Below are 17956 nucleotides of genomic sequence, written 5' to 3' on the forward strand. Positions count from 1 at the left end.
TATGAATAATTTCAAGTTTCAGCAGTTGGGAAACCGCCTGACCAAATCTTTGATCACCGGTGACTTCGACCTTTACCGCAGCGTAATGGACCTGCCCATGCGCGTCATTCCGCGCGGTGCCGAGGTGATTGACCTGACTGATGAAGCTTCGTTGAAAACCGATTTCGAACTGTACCACATCTCGGTTTCGGCCCGACAGGTAACGGACATTTACCGTCGGGTTCTGAGTATCGAGAACACGCCGGGCGATCCCGATGTCGCGGTGGTCACGTGCGAAATGAACATACTACATCATGCGGAACGGCTTGTGCGCCCCTTCACCTCTTTGTTCTCGATGCGTCAGGTCGACAATGACTGGCGTATTTTCCAGATCGAGAGCCTTGCGGGGCATATCGCGTGGACCTTGGGTCAATACGAGATTACGCCACAGTCCGATTTCGCACCAACAATAGGTGCCATGACTGCGTTAAAGTAGGCAATGGCCCACCCGATAGGAGAGTAAAATGACGGACTTTACACTTAAGAAAGATGCCGAAGGTATCGCGACGATCACGTGGGACGTGGCCGATAAATCCATGAACGTGATGTCCTTTGAAGGGCTCCAGCAACTCAGCGACCATATCGACGACGCGCTGGCCGATGATGCGGTCAAAGGCATCGTGATCACCTCGGGCAAGGACACGTTCGCAGGTGGGATGGACCTGAACCTGCTGGCCAAGATGAAGGACGACGCGGGCGACGATCCGGCCAAAGGCCTGTTCGAGGGCACGATGCAAATGCACGCCCTGCTGCGCAAAATCGAACGCGCGGGCATGGACCCCAAGACCAACAAAGGCGGCAAACCGATTGCCGCTGCCTTGCCTGGCACCGCGGCCGGTATTGGTCTGGAACTGCCGCTGGCGACGCACCGCATTTTCCTTGCCGACAATCCAAAGGCAAAAGTCGGCCTGCCCGAAATCATGGTTGGCATCTTCCCAGGTGCGGGCGGGACAACCCGCCTTGTGCGCAAGCTGGGCGCGATGGGCGCATCGCCCTTCCTGCTGGAAGGTAAGATGGTCGGCCCCGCCGCTGCCAAAGGCACGCTGGTGGACGAAGTCGTTGCCGATCCGGTTGCCGCTGCCCGTGAATGGGTGCTGTCCGCGACCGACGCCGACATCCTGAAACCATGGGACGCCAAGGGCTATAAGATGCCCGGCGGTGCGCCTTATCACCCTGCCGGTTTCATGACCTTTGTCGGTGCAGCGGCCATGGTGAATGGCAAGACCCAAGGCGTCTATCCCGCAGCCAAGGCATTGCTGTCCGCCGTGTATGAGGGCGCGCTGGTGCCCTTCGACACCGCCCTCAAGATCGAGGCGCGCTGGTTCACCAACATCCTGATGAATCCCTCCTCTGGCGCGATGATCCGGTCGCTGTTCCTGAACAAGGAAGCGTTGGAAAAAGGTGCGGTGCGCCCCGAAGGCGTGCCGGACCAGCGGGTGAAAAAGCTAGGCGTGCTGGGCGCGGGCCTGATGGGCGCAGGCATTGCGCTTGTTTCCGCCCAAGCGGGGATCGAGGTTGTGTTGATCGACCGCGATCAGGAAGCGGCCGACAAGGGCAAGGCCTATGCCAAGAAGTACACCGATGGCGGCCTGAAACGCGGCAAGACCACGCAGGAAAAAGCCGACGCGCTGCTGGCGCGCATCACGCCCACGCCCGATCTTGAGCAATTGGCAGGCTGCGATCTGATTATCGAAGCCGTGTTCGAAGACCCCAAGGTCAAGGCCGAGATCACCCAGAAGGTCGAGGCGATCATTTCGGACGACTGCATCTTTGCCTCCAACACATCGACCCTGCCGATCTCTGATCTGGCGAAGGCCAGCAAAAATCAGGATCAGTTCATTGGCATCCACTTCTTCTCTCCGGTGGAAAAGATGCTGCTGGTCGAGATCATCAAGGGCAAGCAGACAGGTGATCGTGCGGTGGCCAAGGCGCTCGACTATGTGCGTCAGATCCGCAAGACACCGATCGTGGTGAATGACGCGCGCTTCTTCTATGCCAACCGCTGCATCATCCCCTATGTGAATGAAGGTGCGCGGATGGTCACCGAAGGGGTTGAACCGGCCCTGATCGAAAACGCGGCGAAACTGGTGGGGATGCCACTTGGTCCGCTGCAGTTGACCGATGAAACCGCCATCGACCTCGGCGCCAAGATTGCGCGGGCGACCATGGCGGCGATGGGCGATGCCTATCCCAAATCCGGTGCCGACGACCTGATCTTCTGGCTTGAGGAAGAAGGCCGCCTTGGGCGCAAGGCCAATGCAGGCTTTTACGAGTATGACGAAAAGGGCAAACGCGTTGGCCTGTGGAAAGGTCTGAACGAAAAGTACCCGCTGGCCGAAGACCAACCCGAAGTGGTCGAAGTACAGCATCGCCTGCTGTTCAGCCAAGTCCTCGAAGCGGTGCGCGCACTGGAAGAAGGTGTGCTGATGGACATCCGCGAAGGTGACGTTGGCGCGATCCTTGGCTGGGGCTTTGCGCCATGGTCCGGTGGCCCGCTGTCATGGCTCGACATTATCGGCGCGCCCTATGCGGCCGAGCGTTGCGACCAACTGGCGGCCAAATATGGCGAGCGGTTTGCCTGCCCCGACCTGCTGCGCGAGATGGCCGAAAAAAACCAGAGCTTCTATGGCCGCTTTGGTCCGAAAGAGGCCGCCGCCGCGTAATCGCGCCTCGGCATCAAACGACAGAACAGGCCCCGCTTTGGCGGGGCCTTTTTCGTTTCCGCCCCCCCCGCCGCTCTGCGCCTGACAGCCCCATTGACCCTGCACGCCCCAGCTTTCAAACTGTCGGGATATTGAACCCGAACCGCATTGATGATGCCGACCAAAGGATACGCCCGTTGGAGCAGCTTTCCGATCTGACCGCGCCGCTGGCCTTTATCCTGCCTGTGGCCATCGTCGGCGCCATTGCCACCTATCTTGAATGGCAGTTCCCGCGCCGTGACGACGCCGTGCCAGTCAGCCGATGGGTCAATTCGGTCGTGCTGCATATCATCACGGTGCCGATGCTGGCCGTGGTGATGCCCATGGTCGGCTATGCCGTCGCAAAGTGGAGTGAGATGACCCAAGGGGGGCTATTGTTCTGGATCGACATGCCGGTCTGGGTCAGGGCGGTTCTGACATTCCTCATCCTCGACTTTCTGATTTTCCTGTCGCATCTGGCCATGCACCGCATCCGCATTTTCTGGCGGGCGCATCGGGTGCATCATTCGGACACCGTGATTTCGGCCAGCACCGGCCTGCTGCACCATCCGTTCGAGGCGCTGTTGCTGAATGTATCGGGTTTTCTGATTATCCCCTTCTTGGGGTTGCAGGGCGAAGGTGTCCTTGCCTTCGGCTTTGTGCAGTTCCTGTTCAACATCTGGCTTCACACCAATGTCGCCAATTTTCCGGGTCAGTATGCGTTGGGCACGGTGATCTTCACCCCCGATCTGCACCGCGTACATCACAGCACAGAGGAAGCGCATTACACCGCAAATCTGGGGTTGGTGTTTACCATCTGGGACCGGATGTTCGGCACCTATGTGCGCGAGCGTGATCTGGATATGCGCATCAGCTTCGGGCTTGGCACGGATGAATGGCGCCATTCAAAACGGCTTGGATCACTGCTGGTCGATCCGTTTCGCAAGTAGGTCAGGCGGCGCAGGCCTGCGCATCCTCGGCGATCATGTAGTCGAGCAGAACCCGCGCCGCGTCCGCAGGCACCACTTCGTAGCCTTGCGCGATGCACCCCAGATCGGTGAGGCTGATATGCGGGCGGGGGCAATGCAGCAACACGCCGCCGCCAGTATAGATCACCTGTTCCTCGGCGAAGACCAGTGTGATGACCTCGATCCGCGTGCGGGGCGCGATCCGCGTGATGCCGCGATAGCCTTCCAGATTTTTGGCGGCGATCACGGCAAAGGGATCGCCATGCGCGTCACATGCCGCATCGGATTCGATCAGGACACCTTGGTCGGGCAGCAGTTCGAGGTCTTCCGCATTGCCCAAGGCCCCCGCAGGCACCAGCACCGAGCGATAGGCCTCGGGGGCCATCATGCTGTCGGTGTAAAAGGTTTCCCGACGCAGATCGACAAGCGGTTGCAGACCATTGTCAAAGGTCATCACCAGATCGCCTATGGCCAGTGCCTCGACAGGACGCCAGCCCATGGCCGTTGCGACAAGGCTGCCATCCAGCAGACCGCGTGTGGTCAGCGCGGCACCATCGCAGGCAGCCGAGGTTTCGGCCATGTAGCGTGGTGCGGTTTTCGACTTCCATCCGAACATATTTTCGATCCCTGTCGTGGTGGCGCTGTGCGGCGCCGAGTGGCGTTGTTGGGATCAGTTGGAGTGATTCTCGGGGCATAGAAGGGCCGCGATTTGGGCGCAAATCGGGCATTGTTCGTGCTTTTGAAGGTAATCCTGTGGCATTAACCAGAACTTGTCGCATCGGCGGGACAATGGGTGGTGCCTGCCCTGCCAGCCGGTTCAGTCAAAGCGGTAGGCGAAGCGCTCGATGTCTTCGGCACAGGCCTCGGCCACGGCCTGTCGCGCCGCATCGGTGTAATAGGTCCGGTAGTCCGCATCGCGCGCCGAGGCGTTCACATGGGGGATGTCGAGCGTGAAGCCGAGGTGATCCCATAGCGGTGCGGCGTCGGTTTCCAGCGCCTCCAGCCGGATATAAAGGTCGCACCGCTCAACCCCTTGCGCATCTGTCATGTAGATACGCGCGGGGCTGGCCTGCATCGAGGCACGGACCTGATGGCTGCACGCGAAGTCGCAGAACGGCATCTGCTGCGCCAGCGCCACAGCGGGGTGATCAAAGCGCTGGTCCTGAAGCCAGTGGTAGTAGCTGACCATCCTGTCCCACGGGTTGCGCACTAGCGTAAAGGCGAACAGCCCGTCCAGAGTCGGCACCAACCCGTCGATATCCGCCAGTGTCGCGTGCTTCCACAGACGCCCACGGGTTTGCATGTCTTTCACGCGGTGGCGGCGCCGGACCGCTTTGGGCGTGTCGCCGAGCATGATGTCGTCCTTCATCGCGCGGCCTTCCAGCGCAAGCGCCATGGCGGTGCCGCCCGTTTTGGGGGCGTGGATAAAAACGTAGTTGCGGCCGGTGCTGAGGATCATGGCACTATGATTAGGGCTTTGCGCGGGGGCGTCCATGGCACAAGTGCATATTTGAAGAACAATGATGGGAGCGGGCAGTGTGAACAGTTGTGCATCGCGTCTTTTCATCCGGTCTGCGCGGGGCCATAGTTTTCATCGCATCAGGACAAACGAGGGGGACGTGTGATGGGGTGGATGGCAGACGAGACGGGCCTAGAGAAGTGCGCCGCGAACTATGTCGCGTTGTCACCCTTGTCGCATTTGCGCCGTGCGGCGCAGGTGTTTGCGGGCCATACCGCCGTGATCTATGGCGATCACCGCGTCAGCTATGCCGAGTATTATGCGCGCTGTTCGCGGCTTGCCTCTGCGTTGAGTGCGCGTGGCGTTGGCGGGGGTGATGTAGTGGCCACGTTGATCCCCAACCTGCCCGCGCAGGCCGAGGCGCATTTCGGTGTGCCTGCCTGTGGCGCGGTGTTGAACACGATCAACACGCGACTGGATGTGAACACGGTCACTTATATTTTCGAACATGGCGGGGCCAAGGTCGTGCTGGTCGACACGCAATTCCTGTCGCTGGCCGAGGCTGCGGTGGACGCCATGCAAGGGGATGCGCCCGAGATCATCGAAGTGGCGGATGCCGCCCACGGGTTTCCCGCCACGGGTAACTATGTGGAATACGAGGATCTGCTGGCACAGGGTGATCCGCAGTTTGATTGGGTGATGCCCGAGGATGAGTGGGAGAGCCTTGCACTCAACTATACGTCCGGCACCACGGGCAAGCCGAAGGGCGTCGTGTATCACCATCGCGGCGCGTATCTCATGACCATGGGTACGGTGATTTCGTGGCGGATGCAGTTGAACCCCGTGTTCATGGCCATTGTGCCGCTGTTTCACTGCAATGGTTGGAACCACACATGGATGATGCCCCTGTTGGGCGGGACGCTAGTGTGCTGTCGCGACATCACGGCCAGCGCGATCTATGACGCGATCGCAGACGAGGGTGTGACGCATTTCGGCGGGGCGCCCATTGTGCTGAACATGTTGGTGAACGCGCCCGAGGGCGAGCGCCGGGCCTTTGACAGAGTGGTCGAAGTGTTCACCGCCGGTGCGCCCCCTGCCCCCGCCACCCTCGCCAAGATCGAGGCGTTGGGGTTCAACGTCACGCAGGTTTACGGGCTGACCGAAACCTATGGCCATGTCACCGAATGCGTGTGGCGCGGCGCCGAATGGGATGGGCTTGCGCAAAGCGAGAAGGCCGCAATCAAGGCCCGCCAAGGCGTTGCCTTTCCCATGATGGAGCATATCACGGTGATGGACACGGCTATGGCGCAGGTGCCGATGGATGCCAGTGTGCAGGGCGAGATCATGATCCGCGGCAATTCGGTGATGAAAGGGTATTACAAGAACCCGACCGCCACGGCAGAAGCGTTTGCGGGCGGCTATTTCCACTCGGGCGATCTGGCCGTCCAGCACCCTGACGGCTACATCCAGATTTCGGATCGCGCCAAGGATATCATCATCTCAGGGGGCGAGAATATCAGCTCGGTCGAGGTCGAGGGCGTGCTGATGGGGCATCCTGACGTTAATCTCGCAGCCGTGGTTGCCAAGCCGGACGAGAAATGGGGCGAGGTGCCATGCGCCTTTGTCGAGTTGAAAGCCGGCGCGCAGCCGAGCGAGGCAGACATGATCGCCTTTGCCCGCGAAAGTCTTGCGGGGTTCAAAGCACCAAAGAAAGTTGTGTTTCAGGAGTTGCCCAAAACCTCGACCGGTAAGATCCAGAAATTCGCGCTGCGGGCGCTGGCAAAGGAGATGTAACGGGCGCGCAGCCGGTTTGCACCGCGCGCCCTGCGCCTCGCCTACCCTTTGGCAAGGCCGATGGTTTGCAGCGCCGCCTTGATCTCGTCCAGAATGGCGGGATCGTCGATGGTGGCCGGCATCTTGAACTCCTGATTGTCCGCGATTTTCACCACCGTGGCGCGCAGGATCTTGCCCGAGCGTGTCTTGGGTAAACGTTCCACCACCAGCGCCAGCTTGAATGCCGCCACGGGGCCGATCTGGTCACGCACCCGTTGGACGCATTCGGCAATGATTTCGCCATGGGGGCGGTTCACGCCTTTGCTCAGGCACAACAAGCCCAGCGGGGCCTGCCCTTTCAGCGCGTCCGACACGCCCACAACGGCGCATTCGGCCACGTCAGGATGTCCGGCCAGAACCTCCTCCATCGCGCCCGTGGACAGGCGGTGGCCCGCCACGTTGATCACGTCATCCGTGCGCGCCATGATGTACAGGTATCCGTCCTCGTCCATCATCCCCGCATCGCCGGTCTCGTAATAGCCCGGAAAGGCGTTGAGGTAAGAGGACTTGAACCGCGCTTCGGCATTCCAAAGTGTCGGCAGGGTGCCGGGCGGCAGGGGCAGTTTGATCGCAATCGCGCCAAGCGTATTCGCGGCCACCGGATGGCCCGCATCGTCGAGGATTTGCACGTCATAACCCGGCATGGCGACCGTGGGCGATCCGATCTTGACCGGCAGCGCCTCAAGCCCCGCAGGGTTGCCCGCGATGGTCCAGCCGGTTTCCGTCTGCCACCAGTGGTCATAGACAGGCGCGCCCAGCAATGCGCCCGCCCATTCGATCGTGTCCGGATCGGCGCGTTCGCCCGCAAGGTAGAGGGCGCGCAGGCAGGACAGGTCGTATTTGGCCCGCTCCTTGCCCTCGGGGTCTTCACGGCGCACGGCGCGGATGGCGGTTGGCGCGGTGAAAAAGCTTTTGACGTTGTGCTCTTCGATGACGCGCCAGAAAGTGCCGGCATCGGGCGTGCCGATAGGCTTGCCCTCGAACACCACCGTGGTGTTGCCGTGGATCAGGGGCGCATAGCAGATGTACGAGTGCCCGACGACCCAGCCCACGTCGGACGCGGCCCAGAACACCTCGCCCGGGTCGACCTGATAGATGTTCTTCATCGTCCAGTTCAGCGCCACCAGATGCCCCGCCGTGGGGCGCACGACACCTTTCGGTGCCCCGGTGGTGCCGGAGGTATAGAGGATATAGGCCGGATGATCGCCGCGCACGGGCACGCAGTCGGCAGGGGTCGTGCCCTTTTGAAAGGCATGCCAGTCCACATCGCGCGGGCCTAGATCGCAACCGCCCTGCCCGCGTTGCAGGACCACACAGAAGTCAGGCGCATGCTCGGCCAGATCAATCGCGCCATCAAGCAGCGGTTTGTAGGCCACCACGCGCCCCGGCTCGATCCCGCAGGACGCCGCAATAATTGCTTTGGGCGCGCAGTCATCAATACGCACCGCGAGTTCATTGGCAGCAAATCCGCCAAACACCACCGAATGGATTGCGCCCAGACGCGCACAGGCCAGCATCGCAACCAAGGCCTCGGGGATCATCGGCATATAGATGATGACACGGTCGCCCTTCTCAACGCCCTTGGCGGCCAACCCACCGGCAAAAGCGGCAACCTGATCGCGCAACGCGCTATAGGTGGTTTTAGACTTCGCACCGGTGATCGGACTGTCATAGATGATCGCCACGCGGTCGCCGTTGCCCGCCTCCACATGGCGGTCCACGGCATTCCAGCACGTGTTTACCTCGGCATCGGTAAACCACTCATACAGGTGATCCCCACGGTCAAACAGCGCGCGGCTTGGCGGTGTGACCCAGTCAATCGACTGCGCGGCGTTCATCCACCATGCTTCGGGATCCGCCTTCCAGCTGTCATATTCACTGCGATAGCCCATGGGTGTTCCTCCTCTTACCCTCCGGCAAAAGGGGTACGCGGGGTATTACACATTGGGCAAGGGCTGTGAGCGCCAACAGCACGCAAAAGATATCGATCTGCGGCAAAATACCAACCGGATAGGACCGGCCGCCCCCCCTTCTCTGTTCCAGAAAAATCCCGGGGGGTGGCGCGCAAGCGACGGGGGGCTGGCCCCCCTTTCGTCGCCCGCACGCCGAAAGGAATGCCCTAGCCGTACACAGACACCGGTGTTCCCGCCACAGCGGACATGTTCAGAATACCGCGGGTGGTGATCGACGGGCTGACGATATGGGCGCGGTTGCCCATACCCATCAGGATCGGGCCAACCTCAAGCCCGCCGCCTTTCATTTTCAAGATGTTGCGCACGCCGGATGCCGCATCTGCATGGGCGAACAGCAACACATTGGCGCTGCCCTCCATCCGGTTGCCCGGCAACAGGCGCGCGCGCAGGTCCGCGTCCAGCGCAGTGTCGACGTTCATCTCGCCCTCATAGCAGAAATCATGTTCGCCCTGATCCAGCAGGCGTATCGCCTCGCGCATGCGCCAACCGGACCCGTCGCCCTGATTGCCGAATTGCGATTGCGAACACAGCGCGATCTTCGGCTCGATACCGAAACGGCGCACATGGCGCGCCGCGCCCACGGCAATTTCGACAATCTCGTGCGGTTCGGGATGCAAGTGCACCTGAGTGTCGGCCACGAAAAGCGGTCCGTCCTCTAGGATCATCATCGACAGCGCCCCGACCGGATGATGCCCGCCACGACCCAGCACTTGGGTGATGTAGTTCAGATGCCAGCGGAATTCGCCGAAGGTGCCGCAGATCAGGCTGTCGGCTTCGTCGCGATGCACCATTACCGCACCGATGGCAGTGGTGTTGGTGCGCATCACGGCGCGCGCGATATCAGGCGACACCCCACGGCGACACATCAACTCGTGATAGGTTTCCCAATAGTCGCGATAACGCGGGTCATTTTCGGGGTTCACGCTGTCGCAGTTATCGCCAAGGCGCAGGTTCAGGCCGGCACGTTCGATCCGTGCCTCGATGACTTCGGGGCGACCGATCAGGATCGGGCGTTCTGTGGTTTCCTCGATCATTGCCTGTGCGGCGCGGAGCACGCGCTCGTCCTCGCCCTCGGCAAAGACGATGCGGCGGGACTTGGCGCGCGCCGCCTCGAACACGGGGCGCATCAACAGCGCGGATTTGAAGACCGAGCCGTCGAGCTTGGTTTTATAGGCCTCGATATCCTCGATGGGTCGGGTCGCAACGCCAGTTTCCATGGCGGCCTTGGCAACTGCCGAGCTGACGATGCCCACAAGGCGGGGGTCAAATGGCTTGGGGATCAGGTAGTCAGGCCCGAAGGTCAGTTGTTCCCCCTGATAGGCCGCTGCTGCCTCGGCACTGGTGGTAGCGCGGGCAAGGGCGGCGATGCCGTCGATGCAGGCAAGTTGCATTTCGTCGTTGATGGTCGTCGCACCCACATCCAACGCGCCGCGGAAGATGAACGGGAAACACAACACGTTATTGACCTGATTGGGGAAATCCGACCGCCCCGTGGCGATGATCGCGTCGGGCGCAACTTCGCGGGCAAGATCGGGCAGGATTTCCGGCGTCGGGTTGGCCAGCGCGAAAATGATCGGCTTTTTTGTCATTTTCCGGATGTTGTCGGGGCTGAGCACACCGGGCCCGGACAGGCCTAGGAACAGGTCCGCGCCTTCGATCACGTCATCAAGGGTGCGCTTGTCACTGTTCTGGGCAAAGGCGGCCTTGGCCGGATTCATGTCGACCTCGCGGCCTTCGTAGACAAGGCCATGGATATCGCACAGCCAGATATTCTCGCGCTTCACGCCCAGCTTGATCAGCATGTTGAGGCAGGCAATGCCAGCCGCCCCGCCGCCGGTCGAGACGATCTTGATGTCCTCGAACGCCTTTCCGGCCACATGCAGCGCATTTTTGGCAGCAGCCCCGACCACGATGGCAGTGCCATGCTGGTCGTCGTGGAAGACGGGGATGTTCATCCGCTCGCGGCAGATTTTTTCTACGATAAAGCAATCGGGTGCCTTGATGTCTTCAAGGTTGATCGCCCCGAAAGTCGGTTCCAGCGCACAGACGATCTCGGCCAGTTTTTCGGGGTCGCTTTCGTCAAGTTCGACATCGAAACAATCGATGCCTGCGAATTTCTTGAACAGGACCGCCTTGCCTTCCATCACCGGCTTGGAGGCCAGCGCGCCGATATTGCCGAGGCCCAGCACCGCAGTGCCGTTGGTCACCACCCCCACCAGATTGCCGCGCGAGGTAAAGCGCGAGGCGTTGGCGGCGTCCTCTTTGATCTCAAGGCAGGCTTCGGCTACGCCAGGGGAATAGGCGCGGGCCAGATCGCGCCCGTTCGCCATCGGCTTGGTCGCACGGATTTCCAGTTTTCCGGGTTTGGGGAATTCATGATAGTCCAGCGCGGCTTGGCGCAGGTTCGGTTGGTCTGACATGTGTCCTCCGGAAGGTGAATGTGGTTTAGCGTTAAACCATTTGTCGATGCGCAACAATTGACCTCTTGGCAAAGCCTTGCCCAAATCAGGACCAATGCGGGCTGCGCCCACGCCATTTATCAGGGGCTCTGCCCCCATGGCGGATTGCATCCGCCATGTCCCCGGAGTTTATTTGACGAAAAGAAGGGGGACAGCAGGATGGTCGAAATACGCGCAGAGATGCGGTTGCCTACGTCCGATCTTCGGGGCGACATCGGGTTTTTCACGCGTGATCTGGGGATGCGGATGGACATGATCTATCCGGCGGATGATCCGGCAATGGCAGTGTTTTCGGGGCATGGATTGCGCCTGCGGCTTGATCAGGGCCTTGATGCAGCCGTGGGGCAGATTTTCATACAGACCGATGATCCGGACGGTTTTGCGAACGGTGCACGCCATCTGACCGCCCCGGGCGGAAGCGAGGTTGTGATTGAACCATTGCATCCGCCGCTGGTCCTGCCTGAGCCTGCGCAGAGTTTTGTGGTGCGCCGTCTGCGGGATCAGGCCCCTTGGGTCATCGGGCGGGCCGGCATGCACTATCGCGATCTCATCCCCGACCGGCTTGGCGGGTCGATCATTGCCAGCCATATCCGCATTCCCGATGGTGGTCCCGTGCCGGACAGCGTGCATTACCACACGGTCGGGTTCCAGTTGATCTTTTGTTACAAGGGCTGGGTCGATCTGGTCTATGAGGATCAGGGGGAGCCGTTCCGCCTGCATGCAGGATGTTGCGTGATCCAGCCGCCGGAAATCCGGCATCAGGTGCTCTTTGCCTCGGACAATATCGAGGTGATCGAGATCGGTGTGCCTGCCGAACATATCACCACCATTGACCACGAGATGACCCTGCCCAATGGCCAGCCCAATCCGCTGCGCCGGTTTCAGGGCCAGCGCTTTGTGCATCACAAGGTCGAGGACGCAGTTTGGGGGCCGTTCCGCATGGCCGGTTTCGAGGCGCGCGACACCGGCATCAGCGAGGGCACCGAAGGCGTCGCGGGCGTGCAGGTTGCCCGCCGTAGTGATGGACCGACTCCGTGGAGCGCGCATGATTGCGGCATATTGTTCACCTTTGTGATGGAAGGCATCATGACGCTTGAGGGGGAAGGACAGCCCGCTTTCCCCCTTGAGCCCGGGGATGCCTTTGTTATTCCACCCGGGATGGCAGTGCGCTACGGTGATCCTTCGGAGGATCTGGAACTGCTGGAAGTATCATTGCCGGGTGTTTTTGAAACGCGCGCTGTAGACAGGTGAGGACACGCCATGACGGAACTGAAGGATGCCGCGCTGCGGGTGCGCCAGAACGCACACGCCCCTTATTCGAACTTTCTGGTGGGGGCGGCGATCCGGTCAACCTCGGGTGCGATCTATGTGGGCTGCAACGTTGAAAATGTCGCCTATCCCGAGGGCACCTGCGCCGAGGCCGGTGCGATTGCCGCGATGGTGGCCGCGGGCGAGCGCGAGATTGCCGAAGCCTATGTGGTGGCAGGCAGCGAGATGCCCGTGACGCCCTGTGGCGGGTGCCGTCAGAAACTGGCGGAGTTTGCGCATGGCGACATGACGGTAACAATGGCCACCACCGGCGGCGTTGAGCAGACGATGCGCATGGCAGAGTTGCTGCCCGGTGCGTTCGGTGTGGCCCATATGGACAATTCGGCATGACAGATGCCCGCGCCATCATTGCCAAGCTGCGTAAGCGCCAGACCCCGTCGCGGGACGAGTTGAACTGGTTTGCGCAGGGCCTTGCCGATCACAATGTGACGGACGCGCAGGCAGGTGCCTTTGCCATGGCGGTGTGTCTGAACGGCTTGGGCGATGTAGGGCGCGTGGCGCTGACCATGGCCATGCGCGAGTCGGGTCGCGTGCTGGAATGGGATCTGGCGGGGCCGGTGCTGGACAAGCATTCGACTGGCGGTGTGGGCGATTGTGTGAGCCTTGTTCTGGCCCCGGCGCTGGCGGCGTGTGGTGCGTTTGTGCCGATGATTTCGGGCCGCGGGTTGGGACATACGGGCGGTACGCTGGACAAGTTGAGCGCCATTCCCGGTGTGTCGACTAGCCTGACGCCCGAGCGGATGCGCGATGTGGTGGTGCAGGCAGGCTGTGCCATTGTCAGCGCCAGTGCTGATATCGCCCCTGCGGATAAACGCCTGTACGCGGTGCGGGATGTGACGGCCACGGTCGAGAGTCTGGACCTGATCACCGCGTCGATCCTGTCCAAGAAACTGGCGGCAGGGCTGGATGGTCTGGTGCTGGACGTCAAGGTCGGCTCGGGCGCGTTCATGAAGGATATCGAGGATGCGCGCGCGCTGGCGGATGCGCTGGTCAAGACGGCCAATGCCGCCGGATGCAAGACCACGGCCCTGATCACAGATATGAACCAGCCCGTCGCGCCATCCCTTGGCAACGCGCTGGAAGTGGCGGAGTCGATGCGCGTGCTGACAGGGTTGCGCAAGGGCCCCTTGTTCGAGATTTGCGCGAGCCTTGGCGGCGTGTTGCTGGCCAATGCCGGACTGGCCGAGGATGTGCAGGCGGGCGCGGATGCGATCACCGATGCCATCACCGACGGGCGCGCGGCCGAGCGGTTCGGCACGATGGTATCGGCCATGGGTGGGCCTGTGCGCTTTGTCGACAACTGGTCGCGCTTCCTGCCCGAAGCAACGGTGATCCGCGAGGTCACGGCCCCACAGGCGGGCTATGTCAGTGCGATTGACGGAGAGGCGCTTGGCCTTGCCGTGGTTGATCTGGGCGGCGGGCGCAAGGTCGAGAGTGACGAGCTGAACCTTGCTGTCGGCTTTTCGGATATGGTGCGGCTGGGCCAGAAGGTCGGGCGCGGGACGCCGCTGGCTGTGGTGCATGCCGCGCGCGCCGTTGATGCAGACCGCGCCGAGGCTGCGTTGAAGGCTGCCGTGACCATCGCCGCCAAAGCCCCTGCAAAGCGGGACCTGATACTGGATCGGATCGGCTGATGGCGCGTGCATTTCTTGTGGTGATGGATTCCGTCGGGATCGGCGGGGCGCCGGATGCGCATGCCTACTTCAACGGCGATGTGCCGGATACGGGCGCGAATACAGTTGGCCATATTCAGGAAGCCTGTGCCGCTGGTCGGGCGGAAGTTGAACGCAGTGGCCCGTTGCACGTGCCGACACTGGCCGAGATGGGATTGTTCGATGTGATGGCGCTGGCCAATGGCGGCGCGGCGGGTGCCACCTTGTCAGGCGCCGCGACCGAGGTGTCACAGGGCAAGGATACGCCGTCGGGGCATTGGGAACTGGCCGGTGTGCCTGTGCCGTGGGAGTGGCATTATTTCCCCGACGCCTCCCCCGCGTTTCCGGACGCGGTTGTGGCGGCTGTGTGCGAGGCGGCAGGAACGGACGGCATTCTGGGCAATTGCCATGCCTCTGGCACTGACATTATCCGCACCCACGGGGCGGAGCATGTGCGTTCCGGCTGGCCGATCTGTTACACGTCGGCGGACAGCGTTTTCCAGATTGCCGCGCATGAAGAGCATTTTGGTCTGGACCGGCTGCTGGACCTCTGCGCCGCTGTCGCGCCGATGCTGCACGAGATGCGCGTGGGCCGCGTCATCGCCCGCCCATTTATTGGCGAGGAAGGGGCCTATACCCGCACGTCGAACCGCCGCGATTTCGCGATTACGCCGCCTGCGCCGATCCTGACCAATTGGGTGCAGGACAGCGGGGCGCGTGTCTATGGTGTGGGCAAGGTTGGTGACATATTCTCGCAACAGGGATTTGACGAGATGCACAAAGGCACCGATGCGGCGCTGATGGATCATCTGGATCGTTTGGTCGACACGGGCGTGGATGGCAGCCTGACCTTTGCCAACTTTGTCGAATTCGACAGTGTGTACGGGCATCGGCGTGATGTGTCAGGCTATGCCCGTCATCTGGAGTGGTTTGACAGCCGGATTGCCGCGCTGCGTGCGCGGTTGCGATCTGACGACCTTCTGGTGCTGACGGCTGATCACGGCAATGACCCCACTTGGGTCGGCACAGATCACACGCGTGAGCGGGTGCCTGTTCTGGTGCATGGCTACTCCGGCCCGCCGCTGGGGCTGATTGGATTTACCGATGTGGCGGCACTGGTTGCAAAGCATCTTGGGGTGGCGGTGCCATAGGCCTTTTCTGTGCTGGTGACGTGGTTTTGGGGGCGCTGCCCCCGCCGCTGCGCGGCTCCCCCGGAGTATTTTTAACGAAAAGAAGGGGGATTGTTTTGGCGGGGCTGACGCGGCAGTAAGACGGGGTATTCAAGGAGCCTGCCCCATGTCCGAACATCTGACCGTCGTCGATCATCCTCTTGTCCAGCACAAACTTACCATCATGCGCGACAAGGAGACGCCCACAGCTGTTTTCCGTCAGTTGCTGCGTGAGATCAGCCAGTTGTTGGCCTATGAGGTGACGCGCGGGCTGGAAATGACCACCAAGCGGATCGAAACGCCCATGATGGAGATGGACGCGCCTGTGCTGGCGGGCAAGAAACTGGCGCTGATCTCGATCCTGCGGGCAGGCAACGGTTTGATGGACGGGGTTCTGGAGTTGATCCCTTCGGCGCGGGTCGGGTTTGTCGGCCTGTACCGCGATGAGGAAACCCTGCAGCCGGTGCAGTATTATTTCAAAGTGCCCGAGGCGCTGGATGACCGGTTGGTGATTGCGGTTGATCCGATGCTGGCCACTGGGAACTCTTCAGTGGCGGCGATTGATCTGCTGAAAAAGGCGGGTGCGACCAATATCCGCTTCCTCTGCCTGCTCGCCGCGCCCGAGGGCATTGCGCGCATGAAAGAGGCCCATCCGGACGTGCCGATTGTCACTGCGTCGCAGGATGCGCGTCTGAACGAGTCCGGTTACATCATTCCGGGTCTCGGGGATGCGGGTGATCGCATGTTTGGCACGAAATAGCGCAAGCGCCGCTTTACTCTGACTCGGGTTTCAGGCATCGTTTCCTCTATATCTTGTGGGGGATATGATGAAAATAACGAGAATTGTTGCACTGGCGGTCATTGGCGCGAGTGTTTGTGTCGGGGCATTGCATGCCCAGAACCTGCGGAGCGGGCAAGAACCTGCCGAATATCCGCCGTCTTCCTTTCGGGGCGCGCAGTATATTGACAGCAACGGATGTGTGTTCATCCGCGCCGGCATTGACGGCAATGTCACATGGGTGCCTCGGGTCAACCGGTCGCGCAAACTGATCTGTGGGCAGACGCCCAGCCTGAGTGCTGCGGCGGCCCAGTCGGCGCGCACGGCACCACGGGCGGCGACAGCCGGACGGGTCGAGCAGATCACCGTGGCACCGCCTGCACAGAAACCAGCGGCGCGCACGGCGGCAGTCGCGGCACAGCCCGCGCCCAAGCCTGCAGCGAAACCTGCGGCCCCTGTGCGCGTTGCCAAGCCAGCACCGAAACCGGCGCCAGTGCGCACGGTTACGGTGCCGAAACCATCGGCAGCCAAGCCCGAGCCGCGTGTGACGGTCAGACGTCAAGCGCCAGTCCTCGCACCAGCGCCAGCGCCCGCCCCGATGCCACGGGTCGTGACTGCGCCGAAACCGGTCCCCGCACCGGTGCGGACCGCCTCGGTCACGCCGCGCCAGCCCGCCTGTCAGGGCGCCTCGCCGATCAGTTCGCGCTATATCAACTCGGGCGCGCGGGCCCCTGTGCGTTGCGGTCCACAGGCGACGCATCCTGCCACTGGCGCGCCACGTGTGGTCGCACCAGCACCAACGCGCTCTGTTGCAACGCAGGTTGCACCGCGTGCGGCAGCGCCTGCGCCGACAACCTACAAGCGCGTGACGACCTATTCCGCCCCTGTCACTGGTGCGGTTAACGGTTCGACCCGTGTTGTGCCGCGTCAGGTCTATGATGCGCGTCGCGCGCAGGGCAACATCACCGTGCCAGAGGGCTATCGTAGTGTTTGGGAAGATGACCGCCTGAACCGCCATCGCGCCGAGCAGACCCTCAATGGGGTGGCGCAGTCACGCCTGATCTGGACACAGACCGTGCCGCGCCGCTTGATCGACAAGTCGACAGGGCGCGATGTCACCAGCAAAGTGGCGCTAGTCTATCCCTACACGGACATGGCGACGCAGCAGCGTGATCTGGGCACTGTGACTTTGGTGCGCCGTGACGGACAATTGCAAAAGCGGATTGTGCGCAACAGGGTCAAGGCGCGTGCGCCGACCGTATCCACACGCTCGGCCCCTGCCCCCGTGGTCAAACAGGCGCCGCGTGACAGCGTGAAGGCGAAGGCCAAAGCGCCGCAGCCGCAAGCCTCGGCCAAGGGACGCTATGTTCAGGTCGGCACCTATGGCCAACCGTCCAATGCACAAGCGGCAGCGCAACGTCTTATCCGCGCCGGACTGCCTGCTCGGATCGGCAAGCTGACGCGGGGCGGCAAGTCCTATCAGGTGGTGCTGGCCGGTCCATTCAACTCTTCGGCCACGTTGGGCCAAGGGTTGCGCACCAGCCGTGCCGCCGGGTTTGGCGACGCCTTCGTCCGCTAGGCAGGCAACATTGAATTCGGAAACGGGGCGGATTTCG

Annotated in this window: 14 protein-coding genes; 10 read left to right on the plus strand and 4 right to left on the minus strand. The window is 61.8% G+C overall.

Annotation, left to right across the window (positions count from 1 at the left end; translation table 11 throughout):
• Position 1: 1 nt before the first annotated feature.
• The 3 genes from AC6GQJ_RS07030 (at position 2) to AC6GQJ_RS07040 (ending at position 3670) form a co-directional block, all read left to right on the plus strand.
• Complete coding sequence (locus tag AC6GQJ_RS07030) at positions 2–475, plus strand: hypothetical protein (protein ID WP_500773138.1); 474 nt, start codon at positions 2–4, stop codon at positions 473–475.
• A 28-nt stretch (positions 476–503) separates the two neighbouring features.
• Positions 504–2702 (plus strand): 3-hydroxyacyl-CoA dehydrogenase NAD-binding domain-containing protein, encoded by a 2199-nt coding sequence (locus AC6GQJ_RS07035; protein ID WP_500773140.1) that lies wholly within the window; start codon positions 504–506, stop codon positions 2700–2702.
• A 176-nt stretch (positions 2703–2878) separates the two neighbouring features.
• A complete protein-coding gene (locus AC6GQJ_RS07040) occupies positions 2879–3670 on the plus strand; it encodes a sterol desaturase family protein (RefSeq protein ID WP_500773142.1) in 792 nt (263 codons plus the stop codon).
• Position 3671: 1 nt separating this feature from the next.
• Here AC6GQJ_RS07040 and AC6GQJ_RS07045 read toward each other — a convergent pair whose 3' ends face one another.
• The gene (locus AC6GQJ_RS07045) at positions 3672–4304 is read right to left on the minus strand and encodes a Hint domain-containing protein (protein WP_500773144.1); all 633 of its coding nucleotides are present in this window, start codon (positions 4302–4304) and stop codon (positions 3672–3674) included.
• 201 nt (positions 4305–4505) lie between these two features.
• Positions 4506–5147 (minus strand): sulfotransferase family 2 domain-containing protein, encoded by a 642-nt coding sequence (locus AC6GQJ_RS07050; RefSeq protein WP_500773146.1) that lies wholly within the window; start codon positions 5145–5147, stop codon positions 4506–4508.
• 165 nt (positions 5148–5312) lie between these two features.
• On the opposite strand from AC6GQJ_RS07050, the gene AC6GQJ_RS07055 reads away from it, so the two are divergent.
• The gene (locus tag AC6GQJ_RS07055) at positions 5313–6941 is read left to right on the plus strand and encodes an AMP-binding protein (RefSeq protein WP_500773148.1); all 1629 of its coding nucleotides are present in this window, start codon (positions 5313–5315) and stop codon (positions 6939–6941) included.
• Between the two features lie 41 nt (positions 6942–6982).
• Here AC6GQJ_RS07055 and AC6GQJ_RS07060 read toward each other — a convergent pair whose 3' ends face one another.
• On the minus strand, positions 6983–8872 hold the full coding sequence (locus AC6GQJ_RS07060; RefSeq protein WP_500773150.1) for an AMP-binding protein: 1890 nt from the start codon (positions 8870–8872) through the stop codon (positions 6983–6985).
• 227 nt (positions 8873–9099) lie between these two features.
• A complete protein-coding gene (locus AC6GQJ_RS07065; RefSeq protein ID WP_500773152.1) occupies positions 9100–11373 on the minus strand; it encodes an NADP-dependent malic enzyme in 2274 nt (757 codons plus the stop codon).
• Between the two features lie 198 nt (positions 11374–11571).
• Here AC6GQJ_RS07065 and AC6GQJ_RS07070 point away from each other — a divergent pair, with 198 nt between their 5' ends.
• The 6 genes from AC6GQJ_RS07070 to AC6GQJ_RS07095 all read left to right on the plus strand — a co-directional run bounded on the left by AC6GQJ_RS07070 (position 11572) and on the right by AC6GQJ_RS07095 (position 17919).
• The gene (locus AC6GQJ_RS07070; protein WP_500773154.1) at positions 11572–12663 is read left to right on the plus strand and encodes a cupin domain-containing protein; all 1092 of its coding nucleotides are present in this window, start codon (positions 11572–11574) and stop codon (positions 12661–12663) included.
• A gap of 9 nt (positions 12664–12672) precedes the next feature.
• Positions 12673–13071 (plus strand): cytidine deaminase, encoded by a 399-nt coding sequence (locus AC6GQJ_RS07075; protein ID WP_500773156.1) that lies wholly within the window; start codon positions 12673–12675, stop codon positions 13069–13071.
• On the plus strand, positions 13068–14375 hold the full coding sequence (locus AC6GQJ_RS07080) for a thymidine phosphorylase (RefSeq protein WP_500773158.1): 1308 nt from the start codon (positions 13068–13070) through the stop codon (positions 14373–14375). The genes AC6GQJ_RS07075 and AC6GQJ_RS07080 overlap by 4 nt, the downstream gene beginning before the upstream one ends.
• A complete protein-coding gene (locus tag AC6GQJ_RS07085) occupies positions 14375–15544 on the plus strand; it encodes a phosphopentomutase (RefSeq protein WP_500773160.1) in 1170 nt (389 codons plus the stop codon). Before AC6GQJ_RS07080 ends, AC6GQJ_RS07085 begins: the two co-directional genes overlap by 1 nt.
• Before the next feature lie 145 nt (positions 15545–15689).
• Positions 15690–16322 (plus strand): uracil phosphoribosyltransferase, encoded by a 633-nt coding sequence (gene upp, locus AC6GQJ_RS07090; protein ID WP_500773162.1) that lies wholly within the window; start codon positions 15690–15692, stop codon positions 16320–16322.
• Positions 16323–16542: 220 nt separating this feature from the next.
• Positions 16543–17919, plus strand: coding sequence for an SPOR domain-containing protein (locus AC6GQJ_RS07095; RefSeq protein ID WP_500773164.1), 1377 nt, complete (start codon positions 16543–16545; stop codon positions 17917–17919).
• Positions 17920–17956: the final 37 nt, after the last annotated feature.

It is taken from the genome of Tateyamaria sp. 7Alg 36 (assembly GCF_059882455.1).

Excerpts from the sequence above, each read along its gene's own strand:
- AC6GQJ_RS07035 (WP_500773140.1), top strand. The coding sequence starts at position 504 with ATGACGGACTTTACACTTAAGAAAGATGCCGAAGGTATCGCGACGATC.
- AC6GQJ_RS07065 (WP_500773152.1), bottom strand. The coding sequence starts at position 11,373 with ATGTCAGACCAACCGAACCTGCGCCAAGCCGCGCTGGACTATCATGAA.
- upp (WP_500773162.1), top strand. The coding sequence starts at position 15,690 with ATGTCCGAACATCTGACCGTCGTCGATCATCCTCTTGTCCAGCACAAA.
- AC6GQJ_RS07060 (WP_500773150.1), bottom strand. The coding sequence starts at position 8,872 with ATGGGCTATCGCAGTGAATATGACAGCTGGAAGGCGGATCCCGAAGCA.
- AC6GQJ_RS07050 (WP_500773146.1), bottom strand. The coding sequence starts at position 5,147 with ATGATCCTCAGCACCGGCCGCAACTACGTTTTTATCCACGCCCCCAAA.
- AC6GQJ_RS07080 (WP_500773158.1), top strand. The coding sequence starts at position 13,068 with ATGACAGATGCCCGCGCCATCATTGCCAAGCTGCGTAAGCGCCAGACC.
- AC6GQJ_RS07085 (WP_500773160.1), top strand. The coding sequence starts at position 14,375 with ATGGCGCGTGCATTTCTTGTGGTGATGGATTCCGTCGGGATCGGCGGG.
- AC6GQJ_RS07045 (WP_500773144.1), bottom strand. The coding sequence starts at position 4,304 with ATGTTCGGATGGAAGTCGAAAACCGCACCACGCTACATGGCCGAAACC.
- AC6GQJ_RS07055 (WP_500773148.1), top strand. The coding sequence starts at position 5,313 with ATGGGGTGGATGGCAGACGAGACGGGCCTAGAGAAGTGCGCCGCGAAC.
- AC6GQJ_RS07075 (WP_500773156.1), top strand. The coding sequence starts at position 12,673 with ATGACGGAACTGAAGGATGCCGCGCTGCGGGTGCGCCAGAACGCACAC.
- AC6GQJ_RS07030 (WP_500773138.1), top strand. The coding sequence starts at position 2 with ATGAATAATTTCAAGTTTCAGCAGTTGGGAAACCGCCTGACCAAATCT.
- AC6GQJ_RS07070 (WP_500773154.1), top strand. The coding sequence starts at position 11,572 with ATGGTCGAAATACGCGCAGAGATGCGGTTGCCTACGTCCGATCTTCGG.